General features: G+C 29.8%; 20 protein-coding genes and 1 tRNA gene. 20 read left to right on the forward strand and 1 reads right to left on the reverse strand.

Annotation, left to right across the window (positions count from 1 at the left end; genetic code table 11):
• Positions 1–87: 87 nt before the first annotated feature.
• Both IC174_RS03495 and IC174_RS03500 read left to right on the forward strand, forming a co-directional pair.
• Complete coding sequence (locus IC174_RS03495) at positions 88–285, forward strand: helix-turn-helix transcriptional regulator (protein WP_227434059.1); 198 nt, start codon at positions 88–90, stop codon at positions 283–285.
• A 2-nt stretch (positions 286–287) separates the two neighbouring features.
• The gene (locus IC174_RS03500; protein WP_227482180.1) at positions 288–731 is read left to right on the forward strand and encodes a hypothetical protein; all 444 of its coding nucleotides are present in this window, start codon (positions 288–290) and stop codon (positions 729–731) included.
• A gap of 200 nt (positions 732–931) precedes the next feature.
• On the opposite strand, the gene IC174_RS03505 is transcribed toward IC174_RS03500, so the two are convergent.
• Positions 932–1,014 (reverse strand) — tRNA-Leu (locus IC174_RS03505).
• Positions 1,015–1,353: 339 nt separating this feature from the next.
• Between IC174_RS03505 and polA the strand changes: the two genes are divergently transcribed.
• From polA to IC174_RS03595, 18 genes are all read left to right on the forward strand, one after another.
• Complete coding sequence (gene polA / locus IC174_RS03510; protein ID WP_227482181.1) at positions 1,354–4,002, forward strand: DNA polymerase I; 2,649 nt, start codon at positions 1,354–1,356, stop codon at positions 4,000–4,002.
• A gap of 8 nt (positions 4,003–4,010) precedes the next feature.
• Positions 4,011–4,613: a dephospho-CoA kinase gene (gene coaE, locus IC174_RS03515; RefSeq protein WP_227434062.1), complete on the forward strand. Its 603-nt coding sequence runs from the start codon at positions 4,011–4,013 to the stop codon at positions 4,611–4,613.
• Entirely contained in the window at positions 4,606–5,160 is a 555-nt protein-coding gene (locus IC174_RS03520; protein ID WP_227434063.1) for a lytic transglycosylase domain-containing protein, read from the forward strand. Before coaE ends, IC174_RS03520 begins: the two co-directional genes overlap by 8 nt.
• Positions 5,160–6,878, forward strand: a complete 1,719-nt coding sequence (locus tag IC174_RS03525; RefSeq protein ID WP_227434064.1) for an ABC transporter substrate-binding protein — start codon at positions 5,160–5,162, stop codon at positions 6,876–6,878. Before IC174_RS03520 ends, IC174_RS03525 begins: the two co-directional genes overlap by 1 nt.
• 78 nt (positions 6,879–6,956) lie before the next feature.
• A complete protein-coding gene (locus tag IC174_RS03530; protein WP_227434065.1) occupies positions 6,957–7,169 on the forward strand; it encodes a heavy-metal-associated domain-containing protein in 213 nt (70 codons plus the stop codon).
• Between the two features lie 200 nt (positions 7,170–7,369).
• Positions 7,370–7,969 (forward strand): hypothetical protein, encoded by a 600-nt coding sequence (locus IC174_RS03535; RefSeq protein ID WP_227434066.1) that lies wholly within the window; start codon positions 7,370–7,372, stop codon positions 7,967–7,969.
• Between the two features lie 232 nt (positions 7,970–8,201).
• On the forward strand, positions 8,202–8,573 hold the full coding sequence (locus IC174_RS03540) for a VOC family protein (protein ID WP_227434067.1): 372 nt from the start codon (positions 8,202–8,204) through the stop codon (positions 8,571–8,573).
• Positions 8,574–8,704: 131 nt separating this feature from the next.
• Positions 8,705–9,985 (forward strand): C40 family peptidase, encoded by a 1,281-nt coding sequence (locus tag IC174_RS03545; RefSeq protein WP_227482182.1) that lies wholly within the window; start codon positions 8,705–8,707, stop codon positions 9,983–9,985.
• A gap of 109 nt (positions 9,986–10,094) precedes the next feature.
• On the forward strand, positions 10,095–11,039 hold the full coding sequence (locus IC174_RS03550; RefSeq protein ID WP_227482183.1) for a hypothetical protein: 945 nt from the start codon (positions 10,095–10,097) through the stop codon (positions 11,037–11,039).
• 215 nt (positions 11,040–11,254) lie between these two features.
• A complete protein-coding gene (gene rsxC / locus IC174_RS03555) occupies positions 11,255–12,592 on the forward strand; it encodes an electron transport complex subunit RsxC (protein ID WP_227434070.1) in 1,338 nt (445 codons plus the stop codon).
• Between the two features lie 22 nt (positions 12,593–12,614).
• Positions 12,615–13,592: an RnfABCDGE type electron transport complex subunit D gene (locus tag IC174_RS03560; RefSeq protein ID WP_227434071.1), complete on the forward strand. Its 978-nt coding sequence runs from the start codon at positions 12,615–12,617 to the stop codon at positions 13,590–13,592.
• A complete protein-coding gene (locus tag IC174_RS03565) occupies positions 13,592–14,161 on the forward strand; it encodes an RnfABCDGE type electron transport complex subunit G (protein ID WP_227434072.1) in 570 nt (189 codons plus the stop codon). Before IC174_RS03560 ends, IC174_RS03565 begins: the two co-directional genes overlap by 1 nt.
• A gap of 12 nt (positions 14,162–14,173) precedes the next feature.
• Entirely contained in the window at positions 14,174–14,767 is a 594-nt protein-coding gene (gene rsxE, locus IC174_RS03570) for an electron transport complex subunit RsxE (RefSeq protein WP_227434073.1), read from the forward strand.
• Positions 14,768–14,781: 14 nt separating this feature from the next.
• A complete protein-coding gene (gene rsxA / locus IC174_RS03575) occupies positions 14,782–15,357 on the forward strand; it encodes an electron transport complex subunit RsxA (RefSeq protein WP_054269663.1) in 576 nt (191 codons plus the stop codon).
• 15 nt (positions 15,358–15,372) lie between these two features.
• Positions 15,373–16,344: an RnfABCDGE type electron transport complex subunit B gene (locus IC174_RS03580; protein ID WP_227434326.1), complete on the forward strand. Its 972-nt coding sequence runs from the start codon at positions 15,373–15,375 to the stop codon at positions 16,342–16,344.
• Positions 16,345–16,563: 219 nt separating this feature from the next.
• The gene (locus IC174_RS03585; RefSeq protein ID WP_227434074.1) at positions 16,564–17,148 is read left to right on the forward strand and encodes a Maf family protein; all 585 of its coding nucleotides are present in this window, start codon (positions 16,564–16,566) and stop codon (positions 17,146–17,148) included.
• A 44-nt stretch (positions 17,149–17,192) separates the two neighbouring features.
• Positions 17,193–17,852 (forward strand): RadC family protein, encoded by a 660-nt coding sequence (radC, locus tag IC174_RS03590; RefSeq protein WP_227434327.1) that lies wholly within the window; start codon positions 17,193–17,195, stop codon positions 17,850–17,852.
• 70 nt (positions 17,853–17,922) lie between these two features.
• Entirely contained in the window at positions 17,923–18,984 is a 1,062-nt protein-coding gene (locus IC174_RS03595) for a rod shape-determining protein (RefSeq protein ID WP_269469188.1), read from the forward strand.
• Positions 18,985–18,988: the final 4 nt, after the last annotated feature.

Genomic DNA, 18,988 nt, shown 5'->3' on the forward strand with positions numbered 1-18,988 from the left:
GAAAGTAAGCTTTACATAAAACATATCTGGGTGTATAATTATGGAAAGCAAGCTTTACATAAAATGAAATGATTTAAGGAGAAAAATGTGAAAAATAGATTAGAAGAAATAAGAAAAAAGAAAGGGATAAAGCAGGAAGAGCTTGCCATTGCCTTACAAGTCTCAAGACAAACGATTGGTTCATTAGAAAATGGCAGATATAATCCATCAATTATTTTAGCATTTAAAATAGCAAGATATTTTGATATGAGTATTGAAGAAATATTTATTTATGAGGAGGAGTAAAAATGAAAAAGAATAGATTATATATGGGTATTGTTTATCTTGTTTTTGGAGTTTTATTTATTTTATTGGCTACATTAACAGAATTTTCATTTGAAGCTTTTATATGGGGGCTTGCTGGAGCATCTTTAGGACCTGGAATATGTATGATATGTCAATATATCTATTGGAGTAAGCCTGAAAAGGCTAAAGAGTATGAAAAAAAGCTAGAAAATCAAAAAATAGAGATGAATGATGAGAGAAGAATTATGTTACGTGATAAATCTGGACGTATTACTAACCAAATTATGTCTTATGTTTTAGTGATTATTATATTTATTGTATCTGCATTGAGTGTATTTTCAATAATGATACTAAGTAAATGGGTTTTAATTGGGCTTGGATTACTTCTTTTATTTCAATTTATTTGTATGGTAGTTGTATATAATAAGTTGGATAAAAAGTTGTAGTGAAAAAATTAAAATCACAATAAAAATATTAAGGTTTTAAGTTTTATATTCTTAAGAGAATTTTAGATGTTATCTTTAATATACAATTATATAAATTTATAAAAAGCCACAGTTGAAAGTAAAAGAAAAAGTGTTAGTGAATATTTAGGGAATGTGACAATAAAAAACTCTTTAGTTTAAACTAAAGAGTTTTAATTTATTGGTGCCGCTGATGGGACTCGAACCCATATGGTTTCCCGTACGATTTTGAGTCGTATGCGTCTGCCAGTTCCGCCACAGCGGCTTATATTTTAAATCCGAACTACTTGTATATCCTACCAGATTTTCCAAGAATATGCAAGAGGAATATTGAATACAAAGCACTCATCAAACTGTCAAAATATCATAAATACTAGCTTTTCCTCATGAAAATTTATGAATCAACACAGTTGATTTTGAGTTAATTGCATCTACCAATTCCACCACTCGGTCATGTCATGTTTATTATTATAGCAAAAAAATATATTGTTTGCAACATATTTAATTTTAATATACTATTATTATTATGGGAATATTAAATAATAGCATATTGGTATATAATATATATGTTACAAAAATAGAGAATCTTTAGGAGTGATATAATTTGGAAAAAAAATTAATTATAATAGATGGAAATTCAATAATAAATAGAGCATTTTACGCTTTGCCAGAAATGAATAATAAAGAAGGCTTAAAAACTAATGCTATATATGGATTTACGACAATGTTGTTTAAAATAATAGATATATATAAACCAACACATATAAGTGTAGCTTTTGATAGAAAAGCACCTACATTTAGACACTTAGAGTATAAAGATTATAAAGCAGGAAGAAAGGGAATGCCAGATGAATTAGCAGAGCAATTACAGCCACTAAAAGACCTTTTAGATAAATTTAAAATAAATAGATTAGAAATAGATGGTTATGAAGCAGATGATATTATAGGAACTGTTTCTAAAAAAGCAGAGGATAATGGATATAAAGTATACATAGTAACTGGAGACAAAGATGCCATTCAACTTGCTTCAGATAAGACGACTACTCTTATAACAAAAAAAGGTGTAGGAGAAGTTGAAGAATATGACTTTAACTCTGTAATTGAAAAATATGAAATGACTCCAACTCAGTTTATTGACTTAAAAGGACTTATGGGAGATAAATCAGACAACATACCAGGAGTACCTGGAATAGGGGAAAAAACAGGAATAAAACTTATAAAAGAGTTTTCTAGTATAGAGAATTTAATAGAAAATACAGATAAACTTAAAGGAAGCGTAAAAAAGAAGATAGAAGAAAATAAAGAAATAGCTATTCAAAGCAAAAGACTTGCAACAATTATAAGGGATGTACCAATTGAAGTAAATTTGGATAGTATGATTTTTGGCGATTATGATAAAGATGAACTTTTAGATAAGTTTAGATATTTTGGATTTACAAGCCTTTTATCAAGATTAGTTGACTTGGTTGACTCAGATGATACTGAACAAGTAGAAGAAAAAATAGAAATATTAAAATTAAAAGATATAGATAAATTTATAGATGAAGTAAATAAAAAAGGACAAGTTATTTTAAAAACTGTTAGAGGACAAGGTAATATACTTGAAAAAAATATAATATATATCTTTATAAGTGTAGATGGAGAAAAAATATATTATATAGATTCAGATGAAGTAACAAAATTAGATGGTATACTTTCAAATAAAGAAATCAAGAAGTTTGGATATAATTTAAAGGATGATTATATATCTTTAAAGCCATATAATATAAACTTAGAAAATATAAATTTTGATATAACAATAGCGGAGTATTTAATAGATTCTACCTCATCTACATCATATGACTGTAGTGCTATAGCTATGAAATACTTATCAAAAAAAGTTAAATCAAAAGAAGAATTACTAGGTAAAGGTGTTAAATCTAAGAACTACGAAGATTTAGAATTTGAAGATTTGGCAGAGTATATGGGGCAAATAATCTGCACAGTTAAAGAAACAATTCCTATGATGGAAAGAAGTTTAATCGATATGAGTATGGATGGTCTTTTTTACCATGTAGAGATGCCCTTGGTGGAAGTTTTAGGGCATATGGAATATGAAGGTATAAAAGTAGATAAGAGTATACTAGATGACCTAAGTATTGAGTTTAAAGAAATAATTTCTACACTAGAAAAGGAAATTTATGAATTATCAGGAGAGCCATTTAATATAAATTCACCAAAACAGTTAGGTGTTATATTGTTTGAAAAATTAGAACTTCCAATAATCAAAAAAACCAAGACTGGATACTCAACTAATGCAGATGTTTTAGAAAAATTAAGGGATAAACATCCAATAATAGACAAAATAACTGAGTATAGACAAATAGTAAAGCTGAATTCTACTTATGTTGAAGGTCTTCTAAACATAATAAATCCAGAAAGTAATAGAATTCATTCATCATTTAATCAAACTATAACAACTACTGGAAGGATTTCATCTACAGAACCAAATCTTCAAAATATACCTATAAAAATGGAAATGGGTAGAAAAATAAGAAAGGTGTTTATTGCAGATGAAAATTGTAAGCTAGTTGATGCCGATTACTCACAAGTAGAACTTAGAGTTCTTGCACATATGAGTCAAGATGAAAATATGATAGAAGCATTTAAACATAATGAAGATATTCATACTAAAACAGCTTCACAAGTTTTCAATGTTTCTATGGAAGATGTAACTAGTGAATTAAGAGGTGCAGCTAAGGCAGTAAACTTTGGTATTATATATGGTAAAAGTGATTTTGGATTGGCTGATGATTTAAATATACCTGTGCCAAAAGCAAAAGAGTATATAGAAAGTTATTTTGCTAAGTATCATAAGATAAAAGAGTTTATGGACACTACAGTAGAAAAGGCCAGTGAAGATGGTTATGCTGTGACTATCTTAAACAGAAGAAGATATATACCAGAAATAAAATCTAGCAATTTTATGGAGAGAAATAGAGGAAAGAGATTTGCAATGAATGCACCAATACAAGGAAGTGCAGCAGATATAATAAAGATTGCTATGATAAATGTTCACAAAAAGTTAGAAGAAAATGATTTGAAATCAAAGCTTATACTACAAGTTCATGATGAATTGATAGTTGAAGCAATTGACGATGAAATAGATATAGTTAAAAAGATTGTAAAAGATGAAATGGAAAATGCTGTAAATATGGATGTTCACTTAGATGTAGATTTAAATGTTGGTAGTTCTTGGTATGAGACAAAGTAGGTGATTTTATGTTGATATTAGGACTTACAGGAGGAATAGGCTGTGGAAAAAGCAGCCTATCGAATATATTTAGAAAATTTAACATTACTATAGTGGATGCAGATATTATATCTAGACAAATCTTTGAGGATGAGTTGTTATTAGAAAAAGTATTTAAACATTTTGGTCGAAATATAAAAAAGGATGATGGAACTTTAGATAGAAAAGCTCTTGGGAAAATAGTTTTTAATGATGAAGAAAAACTTAATGAGTTAAATAATCTGACACATCCAATAATAAGAGAAAAAATAATAAGTGATATAGAAGAAGCTAGAAAAAAAGACGAAAAGATAGTAATATTAGATGCAGCAATATTAGTAGAAAGTGGATTTTTGGAAATAGTAGATAAGCTATTAGTGGTTACTTGTAAACAAGAAGTACAAATTAGCCGAATACAAAAGAGAGATAATTGTAGTAAACAAGAAGCACTTAGCAGAATAAATTCACAAATGAGTCAGGAAGAAAAATCCAAATATGGTGATTATATAATAGATAATTCGGGAACAATAACTGAATTAGAGAATAAAGTATACAAATTTATTGAATACATGAAGGAGAATTGGCGTGAATAATAAGAAAGTATTGGTTCTATCTATTTTTATAATCTTATTTGGGGCACTATTAATGGAAAGCAAAATAATACATAAGTTTTTGTATCCTAAAAAATACTCAGAGTATGTAGAAAAATATTCTAAAGAATTTAATTTAGATGAAAATATAGTTTACAGTGTCATAAAAGCAGAAAGTAAGTTTAATAGCTCTGCTGTTTCAAAAAAAGAGGCCAAAGGGTTAATGCAAATATTAGACATAACTAGAGATTGGGGAGCGGAAGAACTGAATCTAGAAAATATTGATATTTTTGACCCAGAAACCAACATAAGAATTGGTTGTTGGTATTTAAATAAATTATATAAAGAATTTGGTTCATTGGATTTAGTAATAGCTGCATATAATGGTGGCTCAGGTAATGTAAAGAAATGGTTAGAAAATAATGAATATAGTAAAGATGGAAAGAATCTACATGATATACCCTTTGAACAAACTTCAAAGTATGTAGAAAAAGTAAAAAATAATTATAAAAATTATAATAAGATATATGGCGAGAAGGGGAAAAACTAATGAAGAAAATAAAAGTCTTAACAGTAATTTTAGCTATAACTCTTATGATAGTTGGTTGTAGTAATACTAAAACAAAAGAAAGTAGCAGTGAATCAGGTATTAAAAGTCAGAGCTCTATAGATGCCAAGTATATAAACTTAACGATGGTGACTCCTAAGACTATAAACCCTATAACAAATACTGATAAGTCTGTTGGCTACATAATGAACTTAATCTATGATGGCTTGTTTACAATAGATGAAAACTATAATGTAACTCCTCAATTAGTGAAGGAGTACAATATAGCTCAAGATGGAATGAGTATAGATATAAAATTAAACGATGCAAAATGGCATGATGGAAAAGAAGTTACTTCAAATGATGTAAATTATACAATTGGTTTAATTCAAAAAAGTGCAGAAAGTCCATATAATGAATTTACAAAAAATATAGCTTCTGTAAATATTAAATCAGATAAAGATTTTACAATAAAATTTAAAGCTAAGTATGCTTTTTCTATTGATAGTTTAATATTTCCAATAGTATCTCAAAATCATTTAGATTCAAAAGATGTAAATGACAAAAATAATAATATGATAGGAAATGGGAAATATAAAATAGAATCATATACAGAAAGAGAAGGAATGATTTTATCTGTGAATAAGGATTACTATGAAGAAGTTCCTAAAGCTATGAAAAATGTAAAAGTAGGAATGGTTCCTAACGAAGATGCTAGAACATCTATGGTTATGGCTCTTGATAGTGATATAACAAATGTTACGCTGAATGATTTGAGCAAATTTCAAGAAAAAGAGTTTAATATAACAAAATATCAAGGTAGAGATTATGAATGTGTATTATTTAATTACAATAATTCTTTTTTTAAGGATGTCAATTTTAGAAAAGCAATTGCACATTCTATAAATAAAAGTAGAATTATTAGTGAAGGTTATATGGATGATGCAACTCCTGTTAATTTTCCACTTAACTCAAAATCAAAATATTATAGCAGTGATGTGAAAGATTTAGAGTACAATAAAGATAAAGCGATTGAGTATCTTAATAAAGTAGAATATGCAAATATAAATGCAGTGAATCCAAAAAATGATAAGGTAGATAAAAAACAAAAAAAATCAACTAAAAAAAATACAAAGAAACTTACTGCAGAAGAACAAAAAAAGGCTGAACAAGAAGAAGCTGAGAGAGTAAAAAAAGAAGCTGAAGATAAAAAAAATAAAGAAAAAGAGGAAGTAAAGAAAAGACTTTCTGAAATGAATTTAAAAATAATAGTAAATAAAGATAATAGTGAGAGGTTAAAAACATCACATATAATAAGTGAAAACCTAAAAGCTATAGGAATAAACAATACGATAAATCAGTTATCCGACAAAGAAATGGAAAGTGCCCTTAATTCTAAAAATTACGATTTGGCATTGGTAGGATGGAAATTATCTATTGTACCAGATGTAAGTAGTATAATAGCAAGCAGCGGATATACTGATGATAAGTTAAATGGATACATGTCTGCACTGACAAGTTCTGCATCTGAAATTGAAACAAAGAAAGCTTATAAAGATGTACAAAAATATGTTGAGGATAATGCAACATTTATAAGTTTAGCTATTAGAAACAACTATATTGTAAGCAATAGTAGACTAAAAGGAAAGATTACTCCAAATGAATTTGATGTATATGAGGGAATCTCTAACTTAGATATAAGCTCAAATGAATCGAAATAAATTAAATGACTAATTTATATTTAAAAAATTTAAACTGTGTGATAAAATACCCCTATAGGGTATAAGGAGGTAATTGATATGAAAAAGAAACTATTAGTAGAAGGTATGAGTTGTGGACACTGTGTAAATCACCTTAAAACTGCATTAACAGAAGATATAGATGGTGTTGAAGTTTTAGATGTAGATTTGGAAAATAAATGTGCATCTGTAGATATGAAAGATGATGTATCAGTTGATAAGTTAAAAGAAGTAATAGCAGAGTTAGGTTTTGAATTAAAAGGAATTGAATAAAAAATAATAAAATAAAAAAAGACCTCTATTGGGGGAGTAATAGAGGTCTAAAAATGGGGGAGATTGAGTATGTTTGATTTTACATTACTATTATCTCCCCTTTTAAATTAATATATACATAAAAAGTAAAAAATTTCGAGAAAGATTCACATTTCGTAAACTTTTTGAATATACTATAAATAGCTAAGGGAGGGAGTATCATGGAGTCTAGAGGATATAAAGAAGATTTAAAAAAAATGATACTTGATATGGCCCACAAAGAACTTGAGAGTTATGTATCACAAAAAGGAGCAAAAAAATACTTTGAAGGTAATTTGGATAAAGTTATTAATAATAATATAAAAAAATTCAATCAAAGTATTGGTCTTAATAGAGTATATTTAAAAATGTTAAAAAAGTGTGCATATCAAGAAAGTGTAACTTCGATATCAAGAACTATCAAAAAAGAAACATTATTTAAATCAAAAAAAGAGCTATTTGCTTTTTCAGAGTACTTAAAGCTTAATGTTAATAAGCGACTTTCATATAATCAGATTTTAAGAAAAATATCAAGGTATATATACTATAATAGAAATTCATATGCTCAAAAATATGTTACTTTCAAAAGAGGAGATGAAGAATATCTTTTAGAACCTGAGAAAATAAAAGATGAACTGATATCAAGCTATAGGTCAAAAACTAGGGAAGATATGAAATCAATAGCAAAACTTTTAGATATAGAAATAGAGGATGATTATAGTGCTGAAGATATTAGAAAAAAAGTAATAAACTATATTATAAAAGAAAAAATTAAAAATTAAATATAAAAATTAAAAAAATAAGTTCTATTATTTTACACAATCAAGATAACTTGAGTACAATTTTTTCATGTGTTTAATAGAACTTATTCTTTTTTTGACATATTCTTTTAAATAATTTAATGCTACTTAAGTATTACGTAGTATTATTCAAATTTTTAACTTAATTTGATTTAAATAAAGTTATAATAATGATATAATATAAAAAAAGTAAAAATTGGAGAGTGATTTCAAAATGAAGTTTAGTTTTTGCCATAACAATTTTAATGTTACTAACTTAGAAAAAAGTTTGAATTTTTATGATAAAGCTTTAGGTCTAAAAGAAGTAAAGCGTAAAGAAGCAGAAGATGGAAGTTTTATACTAGTTTATTTAGGAGATGGGATTACTAGCCATACATTAGAGTTAACTTGGCTTAGAGATTGGGATAGACCATATAATTTAGGGGATAATGAGTTCCATTTGGCTTTAGAAGTTGAAGAGTTTGATGAGGCAAAAAAACTTCATAAAGACTTAGATTGTATATGTTTTGAAAATGAAAGTATGGGAATTTATTTTATAGCGGACCCAGATAATTATTGGATTGAAATACTTCCTAAGAATCATTAATTTTAATAATATAATTATAATTTCTTTACAATTAATAATAGAATAAGTTATCATTAAAATATAGTTGTTAAAAATGGATAATAGTGGTACAAATTTATGATTATAAAAATATGTTGGGGGGAGTGATAGTAGTGAAGAAAGCTATAACGGCTTTAGGGATTGGAGCAGTAGCAGTATCTGTTAGTTCCATACATGCAAGTGCTCTTGAAAAGGGAGTTGTGACAGCTAGTGCTTTAAATATAAGAAGCGGGCCAAGTGCTGATTGTGACAAAGTAGCAAAGTTATATAAGGGAAAAACTGTAGAAATTTTAGAAAAATCTAATGGTTGGTATAAAGTAAGAGTGTCAAGTTCTGTTGTTGGCTGGGGAAGTTCAAAATACATATCAACGAGTGGTTCATCTGGAAGTACTTCGAATCAAAATAATTCAACATCAAGTGGAACATCTATTAGTGGGAATGGAAAAGTAAATGTCAGTTCTAGATTAAATATAAGAAGTGGTGCAGGTACAAACTACTCATTAGTTGGTAAAGCAAATAATGGAGATGTAGTAAAGTTATTAGAACAAAGTAATGGATGGTATAAAATAAAGCTATCAAATGGAGTTACTGGATGGGCTAGTAGTCAGTATATCTCAAAAACATCAGAAGATGTTGGAACAAATGATTCTAATTCAAGTAATACTACTAATAATAACAACACTGATAAAAATCAATCTAGTGAAGTATCACTTGAAGGCAAGAAGGGAAAAGTAACATCTACTGTAAGTTTAAATGTAAGAAGTGGTCCTGGGACAAGCTATTCTGTAATCGGAAAATTAAATGGTGGAGATGTTGTTGAGTTAAAAGCTAAAAGTAATGGATGGTATAAAGTAAAATTATCAAATGGGACAACTGGATGGGTAAGTTCTAGTTATATTTCTGAGACTACTGAAGGATTAAAAGAAAACTCTAATTCATCATCTAATAATAATTCCCAATCTAATAGTAATTCAAATTCTTCATCTATTGGAAATTCAGATAAATCGACTGTAAATGGTTCAAAAGTAGTAGATTTTGCATATACACTTATTGGAATACCATATCAATGGGGAGCATCTGGTCCAGATAAGTTTGATTGTTCTGGATTTACACAGTATGTTTTTAAACACTCAGTTGGACTTTCTATACCAAGAGTTTCTAGAGAGCAAGCTCAATTTGGAAGTGCAGTTTCTATGGGTAACTATGCACCAGGAGATTTAGTTTACTTTGATACTGACGGAGATGGAGCAACGAACCATGTAGGTATATATGTAGGCAATAGTAAGTTTATACATTGTAGTGGAACTCAAACTAATCCTAATAAGGTTAAAGTAGACAATTTGACTACTTCATATTGGTCTAAAGCATTGCTTGGAGCAAGACGATTTGCTTAGTAGATATAATTTTTATTAAAAAATTAAAATAAATAAGTTTTCTATTCATAAATTGAGACTCTTAAAAATATACTTTATTAATAATATAATTTTGGGAGGGGACAAACTAATGAATAGAAGAAAGACGATATACAGAGGATTTAATAATAATAGACATAAGATAGATGTGCGTAAGTATATAATAACTATTGCTTGTTTATGTTTGATTGGCTATTATTCTTATACAAAAATAAAAGATAGCAAGATGTTAGAGTATATATCAGCTAAAATACCATTTCTAAATAGTTCATCAGATATAACTTATAAAGATATATCTGATGAACTAAATGCCATAAAAAATGGAAAAAAATCTAAATCACAAACCAATTCAAATAATAATCAAAATAGTAATTCAGAAAAAGCAGTAAATAATACCAAGGAACCAGAAGAAGTAAAATTAGCTACTATTGAAGGATGGGATATATATACTATCCAAGTTGCTGCAATAGATAATGATGACGATTTGAAAAAAATACAAACATCATTAGTTAGTAGTGATATACCTTTTTCAGTTATGGAGAAGGATGGAGTAAAAAAAATACAAACATACTCTTCTTTTGATGAAAATGAAGTTAGAAAACATATGAGTTCTATAAGAAAAGTATTTCCAGATGCGTTTTTATCTCATTTAGATGCACCTATGCTATCTTTAGAATATACAAGTAATTATGCTTATATAGATAGTATATCCAAAGAATTAAATAAATTAATAACAAACTTTAAAGAAGAATCAAGTTTTTGGTCGAATGATGAAAATAATGTAGATATGGAAAAATATAATACTATTTTGACAAATAGAAAGGCAATATCACAAAATATATCAAAAGAAGCTGAAAAGATTGATTATTCTGAAATGAGTTTATTTAAAGATAATTTGATTGACTATGTAAAGAACATAAACGAAAAAATTGATACTGCCTCAAAAGCAGCAAATGAAGAAAAATATAGTGTAAGTAAAAGTCTACTTTTATCATCTATGCAAGAGTATTCTTTGTTCATAAATTCCATAAAATAAAATACAGAAAATTTAGACTTTAGAAAGCTATAGGAAAAGGATTGTTTAATAAGACAATCCTTTTCCTCGTTTTAACTTAATAAAGAGGCGTTGATTTATAAAATAAATTATAAAAATAGGGATATTTTTTTAACAATTGTTAAGGTTTTTTAATATATATAGTATACTTATAGAAGGCAGAAAAAATGTTTTTTTATAGATAAGGGGGTAAAACAATGAAACTCTTAACTTTTAAGGGAGGGATACATCCTCCATATAGAAAAGAGTACTCTAACACAAAGGCACTTGAAAAAGCTCAAGCTCCAAAGATAGTTTACATTCCTCTTCAACAACATATAGGGGCACCAGCTAAACCTATTGTTGAAGTTGGTGATGAAGTAAAGTTTGGGCAAAAAATAGGTGAACAGCAAGGTTTCGTTTCATGTAACGTTCATTCTTCAGTATCAGGTAAAGTTATTGCTATTGAACAACATGAAGTACCAGGTGGTTCAGCTCAATGTGTAGTTATCGAAAATGACTTTAAGGAAGAATTACATGAAAGTGTTCAACCAAAAGGTCAGTTAGAGGATTTGAGCAAAGAAGATATAGTAGGTATCATAAAAGAGGCAGGAATAGTAGGTATGGGTGGAGCTACATTCCCTAACCATGTAAAAGTATCTCCTCCACCAGACAGTAAAGCAGAAGTAGTTATATTAAATGGGGCAGAATGTGAACCATATTTAACTGCAGACCACAGATTAATGGTGGAAAATCCAGAAGATGTTGTATTTGGTTTAAGAGCATTAATGAAAGTATTAGATGTTAAAAAAGGATTTATAGGAATTGAAACAAATAAACCAGATGCTATAGAAGCCATTCAAAATGTAGCTAAAGATTATAGTGAAATCGAAGTTGTTGGCCTTCAAGTGAAATATCCACAAGGAGCAGAAAAACAACTTATTTATGCGTGTACAGGTAAGGAAGTTCCATCAGGCGGATTGCCAATAGCAGCAGGTGCAGTTGTTGACAACGTTGCCACAGCAGCTCAAATAGCTAAATCTATTAAAACAGGTATGCCTTTGGTAGAAAGAATTACTACAATAACAGGTAGCTGTATCAAAGAACCTAAAAACCTAATAACAAAAGTTGGGACATTAGTCTCAGAAATAATAGACCAATGTGGTGGTTTTAAAGAAGATAAAAAAGTTGGTAAAGTGATAATGGGTGGACCTATGATGGGGATAGCTCAATATACTACTGAAATAGCAACTAATAAAGGTTCTTCAGGGATTTTATGTTTAGATGAAGAAGAATCACGTACACCAGATGTTCAAAATTGTTTAAGATGTGGAAGATGTACAGATGTATGTCCATCATTCTTACAACCACTTTTCATAAGTGCATATTCTTTGAAGGAAGATTATGACACAGCTGAATATCATAGAGCTATGGATTGTATAGAATGTGGGTCTTGTTCATTTATTTGTCCAGCAAGAAGACCATTACTTCAATCTATAAGATCAGCAAAAAGAGAAATAGGAGCAAAGAGAAGAAAGCAAGCTGCTCAGAAATAAAGAAAGTTAAGGGGGAAAAACGATGGAAAATAAGTTGATAGTATCATCTTCTCCTCATGTGAGAAGTAATGAAGATACTTCATATATAATGAAACAAGTTATTATAGCACTCCTTCCAGCAGCAGTAGCAGGAGTATACTTCTTTAGACTTAATGCATTGAGTGCTATGTTTTTTTGTATACTTGGTACAGTAGGTACTGAATTTTTATATCAAAAACTTATGAAGCATAAAAGTACTATAGGAGATTTTTCAGCTGTTGTAACAGGATTATTATTAGCATTTAACGTACCAGCATCACTTCCTTGGTGGATGTGTCTAGTAGGAGGAATATTTGCAATATTAGTAGTTAAAATGGTATTTGGTGGAATTGGATGTAACTTTGTCAATCCAGCACTTGCTGCAAGAGCATTTTTATTAGCATCATTTCCAGTAGCAATGACTGCTTGGACTCAACCAGGTGTTAACTGGATAGGTAAAAATTTAGATGCAGTTACTACTGCAACACCATTAAGCTTTTTGAAAAATGGAGCAGCAGGATTAGCAGACCTTTCTAGCAATGGAATTAGTCTCGCTGATATGATGATTGGTAATATTGGTGGATGTATAGGTGAGACATCAGCAATATTATTATTATTAGGTGGAGTATACCTAATGTATAAAGGCATAATAAATTATGTTATCCCAGTATTTTACATAGCAACTGTATTTATATTAACATTCCTTTTAGGTGGATTTAATATAAATTTTGCAATATATCAACTGTTTGCTGGAGGACTTATGTTAGGTGGATTCTTCATGCTTACGGATTATACAACTTCGCCTATGACTAAGAAAGGTCAAATAATATACGCTGTATTAGCTGGTCTTATAACAACTGTTATAAGAATGTATGGTGGATATCCAGAAGGTGTATCTTACTCAATACTACTAGTAAACTGTCTTGCACCACTTATAGATAAGTTTGTTAGAAACAGAGTGTTTGGGGAGGTGGCTAAATAATGAATAGTATGGTAAGACTAGGTGGAACTTTACTTGCTATAAGTGCAATAGCCTCATTAGCACTTGGAGCTACAAATCAAGTTACAGCTCCAGTAATAGAACAAAGAAATATACAAGCAAACAATGAACTTAGAAAAGCAGTACTTCCAGAAGCAAAAGAATTTAAAGAAATGAAGGAAAGTACTTATAAAGACCTTGGAGATGGTCTTATAGCTGAAGTATATGAAGGGCTAGATGGTTCTGAGGTAGTAGGATATACTTTAAAAGCTAAACCAAGTGGCTATGGTGGAGAAATTGAAGTTATGGTAGGTATATCAGCTGATGGCCAAGTTACAGGTGTTGATATTGGTAATATGTCAGAGACAGCAGGACTTGGAGCAAAAGCTAAAGATGATGCATTTAAAGGTCAATACAAAGGAAAAACTGCTGAACCTCTTGAAGTAGCAAAAGGAAGCACAACAGCAGAAAATCAAATATTAGCAATATCAGGTGCAACTATTACATCTACAGCAGTTACTACAGGAGTAAATGCTGCAATAGATGTCTTCAATAGTGCTCTTAATAAATAAGGAGGGTTAATTATGAATTTAGCTAAAGTATTTAAAAATGGGCTAATAGATGAGAACCCAACATTTGTGCAAGTTATAGGTATGTGTCCAACACTAGCCGTTACAACTTCAGCAATAAATGGAATCGGTATGGGTCTTTCAACAGCAGCAGTTTTAATATGTGCAAATTTAGTTATATCATTACTAAGAAAAATCACACCAGATAAGATAAGAATACCTATATTTGTAGTCATTATAGCTACATTTGTTACAATAGTAGGAATGGTTTTAAAAGCATATGTTCCTGCTCTTGATAAGGCTCTTGGTATATATATACCATTAATAGTTGTTAACTGTTTAATACTAGCTCGTGCAGAAAGTTTTGCTTTTAAAACTGGTCCACTAGCTTCAATTGTTGATGGTGTAGGTCAAGGTCTTGGATTTACTGTTGCTCTTACAGTAATAGGTGCAGTAAGAGAATTACTTGGAAATGGTAGTTTATTTGGAATGACACTATTTGGAGCATCTTTCCAACCAGTATTAATATTTATATTACCACCAGGTGCATTCTTAACATTAGGATTCTTATTTGCAGGATTTAATAAATTAAGAAGTAAAAAAGCGTAGTGGAGGTGTAATAAATGAATTTAATACTTTTATTTTTAAGTATCGTTCTTGTTAATAACGTTATAACATCTCAGTTCTTGGGTATATGTCCTTTCTTAGGAGTTTCTAAGAAAGTTGATACAGCAGTAGGGATGGGAGTTGCAGTTACATTCGTTCTAACTCTAGCTTCAATTATAACTTATTTTATACAAATTTTATTAGTAAAGACTGGAACTGAATTTTTACAAACAATAGCTTTTATATTGGTTATAGCTTCTATAGTTCAGTTCGTTGAAATGGTAATTCAAAAGATGAGTCCATCTTTATATCAAGCATTAGGAGTTTATCTACCTCTTATAACTACAAACTGTGCAGTTCTTGGTATAGCTCTAGTTAATGTTCAAAAAAGTTATAATTTAGTAGAAACAATAATAAACGGATTTGGAGCAGGAGCTGGATTTACTTTAGCAATAGTAATATTCGCAGGTATAAGAGAAAGACTAGAATTAGCTGATATACCAGAAGCGTTTAAAGGTTTCCCTATAACACTTATATCAGCAAGTTTAATGTCAATAGCTTTCTTAGGATTTACAGGACTTATAAAGCTATAAAAAAGAGGGGTGAAAATAGTGATACTTACAGCTGTATTAGTTTTAGGAGTTATGGGCTTAATCTTCGGGATAGTATTAGATTTTGCATCTAAAAAGTTTGCTGTAGAAGTAGACGAAAGAGTGGAAGCTATACTAGGAGTACTTCCAGGTGCTAACTGTGGTGGTTGTGGATTCCCAGGATGTGGAGGTCTTGCAAGTGCGATAGTTGAAGGAAAAGCACCAGTTAATGGTTGCCCTGTAGGTGGAGCAGATGTTGGTGCAAAAGTTGGAGAAATAATGGGCGTAAGTGCTGAAGCAGGTGAAAAACAAGTAGCAAAAGTTATTTGCAAAGGAACTTGCTCAAGTGCAAAAGATAAATATGAGTATGAAGGAATATCTGATTGTAGAGCAGCAAATGTTTTAAATTCAGGAGCTAAAATGTGTAAGTTTGGATGTTTAGGTCTTGGAACATGTAAGACTGTTTGTAAATTTGATGCTATTTCTATAGTTGATGGAGTAGCAGTAATAGATGAAGAAAAATGTGTTAACTGTGGAAAATGTAAAGAAGCATGCCCTAAGGGTATAATAATTACAAAACCAGAAAGCCAATCAATAGTTGTAGAATGTAATAGCAAAGAATTTGGTAAAGCTGTTAAAGAAAAATGTACTGCTGGATGTATTGGTTGTGGAATGTGTGTAAAAGCTTGTAAATTTGATGCAATAATATTTGAAAACAAAATAGCTAAAATAGACCCTAGTAAGTGTGTAGGTTGTATGCAATGTGTAGAAAAATGCCCTACAAAAGTAATATCAGGTGATATAGCTAAAAGAAAGAAAGTTACTATTGACCAAGAACTTTGTGTGGGATGTACAGTGTGCAAAAAACAATGTAAGTTTGATGCAATAGAAGGTGAATTAAAAGAAAAACATAAGGTAGATGCAGACAAATGTGTAGGATGCCATTTATGTATGGAAAAATGTCCAAAGAAAGCTATTAAAATTTTGTAATATGGACAAAATAAAGATATGGAATAATTTCCATATCTCTAATGAGTACATAAAACAGAGGTATGGAATAATTTCCATACCTCTATTTTATGTATATTTATTTTATTGGTAATAAATATAACAATAGTGTAACAAAAAAGGTTCGACATTTCTGTTGAATTTTTTACAATATAGTGATAGACTAAATAGGTACAAATTACGTACAAATGAGGTGAATAAATGAATATAATCTTGGCATCAGCCTCTCCAAGAAGGAAAGAAATTCTAGAGAATACAAATGTAAGATTTGATATAATTAAAAGTGAAATTGATGAGATTATATTGGAAGGTGAAGCACCAAAACATTTAGTTATGAGATTAGCTTTTGAAAAAAGTATGTTTGTAGCATCTAAACATAAGAAAGATGTTGTTATTGGAGCTGATACTGTTGTTGTTTTAGATAATGCTATTTTAGGAAAGCCTAAAGATGAGTCTTGTGCAAGAGACATGCTAAGTAGACTATCTGGAAGAGAGCATCAAGTCATAACAGGTATTAGCTTAATAAACTTGTGCAAAGATAAAAAAATAATTGACTATGTAATCAGCAATGTAAAATTTAAAACGTTATCAGAAAAAGATATTGAGGATTATCTGAAAACTAAAGAGTCATTTGACAAAGCAGGAGCTTATGGAATACAAGGATATGGAGCTTTGCTAGTTGAAGAGATTAGAGGCGATTATTTTAATATAGTTGGACTTCCAATTTCAAAGTTAGGTGACTTGTTAAAGGAACATTTTAATATAAATCTTTTTTATGGAGTGTGATTTATCTGAAAAAGTCATTTAATTCAACCATTAAGGTAAAAGAAATGGCACTAGAGGAAAGACCCAGAGAAAAGATGCTTGCTGAAGGAGTAGAAAGCTTATCAAATGCTGAATTGTTGGCTATACTTTTAAGAACTGGTAACAAACATAAAAATGCAATCGAGTTAGCCAACTATATAATAAATAAAGATATTCAGGGTATTAGACATTTAGAGGAAATGACAATAGAGGAGCTGTGTAATATAGATGGAATTGGATTGTCAAAATCAGCCCAAATTAAAGCAGCTTTAGAACTAGGCTTTAGAGTAGCTAGTTTTAAACCTATGAAGTATAAAATAAAAAATCCTTGGGATATACATAAATATTATATGAATAGTCTGAGGTATTTGAAAAAAGAGGTTTTTAAGGCAGTTCTTTTAAATACAAAAAATGAGATAATATCTGATGTAGATATATCTGTAGGGACTTTAAACTCATCATTAGTCCATCCTAGAGAAGTTTTTAAAGAAGCTATAAAGAGAAGTGCAAGTAAAATAATAGTGATGCATAATCACCCCTCAGGAAGTGTAGAACCATCAAAGGAAGATAAAAATATTACATCAAGACTTATTAAATGTGGAGAAATAATTGGGATTGAAATAATTGACCATATAATAATTGGAGATGGATTATACTTTAGCTTTAAAGAAAATATGATAATTTGACTTTATATGTGATAAAATAGTAGGAGAATGTTTTAAACATGATTCTTAATTAGTAGGAAGGAGTAAAATCATGGCTAAGGAAAAAAAGAAAGAAAAAAGAGGTTTTTTTAGTTTTAACAAGATGACAAAGGATATGGGAATAGATTTAGGGACTGCAAATACATTAGTTTACATAAAAGGACAAGGTATTGTTGTTAGAGAACCCTCAGTTGTTGCAATAAGAGATGACAGTAAAGAAGTTTTAGCAGTAGGTGAAGAAGCTAAAAAAATGATAGGTAGAACACCAGGAAATATAGTAGCTATAAGACCAATGAAAGATGGAGTAATAGCTGACTTTGATATAACTCAATCAATGATTAGTTACTTTATACAAAAAGCAGCTGATAAAAAAGGTGTTGTAAGTCCAAGAATAGCTATATGTGTTCCTTTTGGAGTTACAGAAGTTGAAAAGAGAGCTATAGAAGAGGCTGCAAGACAAGCTGGTGCTAAAGATGCATTTCTTATAGAGGAACCAATGGCAGCGGCTATAGGAGCTGGATTAAAGGTTGAAGAGCCAGAAGGTAATATGGTAGTTGATATCGGTGGAGGTACTTCAGAAATAGCTGTAATATCTCTAGGAGGAATTGTTACTGCTAAATCTATAAGAATTGGTGGAGACGAATTTGACGAGTCTATAGTTGCCTATGTAAAAAAAGAATATAATCTTATGATAGGTGAAAGAACTGCTGAAAATGTTAAAATTAGCATAGGTTCTACATTTAAAGATGATGAAGAAATAAATATGCAAATAAGAGGTAGAGATTTAATATCAGGGTTACCTAAAACAATAGAAATATGTTCTACAGAAGTTAGAGAAGCATTAAAAGAGCCTGTGAGTTCAATAGTAGATGCTATAAAATCTACATTAGAAAAGACTCCACCAGAATTAGCATCAGACATAATGGAAAACGGAATAATGCTAACAGGAGGAGGAGCTTTACTTAGAGGTCTTGATAAACTTATTACACAAGAAACAGGAATGTCTGTTCAAATAGCAGAAGCTCCTCTTGATTGTGTTGCACTTGGAACAGGAAAATCTGTTGAAGACCAAGAAATTTTTGAAAAAGTATTAATGATGAATGCTAAAAATTAGAAGT

Source organism: Clostridioides sp. ES-S-0001-03 (assembly GCF_020676075.1).
Classification (GTDB): domain Bacteria; phylum Bacillota; class Clostridia; order Peptostreptococcales; family Peptostreptococcaceae; genus Clostridioides.

Coding starts and splice junctions, on each gene's coding strand:
- IC174_RS03500 (WP_227482180.1), top strand. CDS start 288: ATGAAAAAGAATAGATTATATATGGGTATTGTTTATCTTGTTTTTGGA.
- coaE (WP_227434062.1), top strand. CDS start 4,011: ATGTTGATATTAGGACTTACAGGAGGAATAGGCTGTGGAAAAAGCAGC.
- IC174_RS03525 (WP_227434064.1), top strand. CDS start 5,160: ATGAAGAAAATAAAAGTCTTAACAGTAATTTTAGCTATAACTCTTATG.
- IC174_RS03530 (WP_227434065.1), top strand. CDS start 6,957: ATGAAAAAGAAACTATTAGTAGAAGGTATGAGTTGTGGACACTGTGTA.
- IC174_RS03535 (WP_227434066.1), top strand. CDS start 7,370: ATGGAGTCTAGAGGATATAAAGAAGATTTAAAAAAAATGATACTTGAT.
- IC174_RS03540 (WP_227434067.1), top strand. CDS start 8,202: ATGAAGTTTAGTTTTTGCCATAACAATTTTAATGTTACTAACTTAGAA.
- IC174_RS03550 (WP_227482183.1), top strand. CDS start 10,095: ATGAATAGAAGAAAGACGATATACAGAGGATTTAATAATAATAGACAT.
- rsxC (WP_227434070.1), top strand. CDS start 11,255: ATGAAACTCTTAACTTTTAAGGGAGGGATACATCCTCCATATAGAAAA.
- IC174_RS03560 (WP_227434071.1), top strand. CDS start 12,615: ATGGAAAATAAGTTGATAGTATCATCTTCTCCTCATGTGAGAAGTAAT.
- IC174_RS03565 (WP_227434072.1), top strand. CDS start 13,592: ATGAATAGTATGGTAAGACTAGGTGGAACTTTACTTGCTATAAGTGCA.
- rsxE (WP_227434073.1), top strand. CDS start 14,174: ATGAATTTAGCTAAAGTATTTAAAAATGGGCTAATAGATGAGAACCCA.
- rsxA (WP_054269663.1), top strand. CDS start 14,782: ATGAATTTAATACTTTTATTTTTAAGTATCGTTCTTGTTAATAACGTT.
- IC174_RS03585 (WP_227434074.1), top strand. CDS start 16,564: ATGAATATAATCTTGGCATCAGCCTCTCCAAGAAGGAAAGAAATTCTA.
- radC (WP_227434327.1), top strand. CDS start 17,193: ATGGCACTAGAGGAAAGACCCAGAGAAAAGATGCTTGCTGAAGGAGTA.
- IC174_RS03595 (WP_269469188.1), top strand. CDS start 17,923: ATGGCTAAGGAAAAAAAGAAAGAAAAAAGAGGTTTTTTTAGTTTTAAC.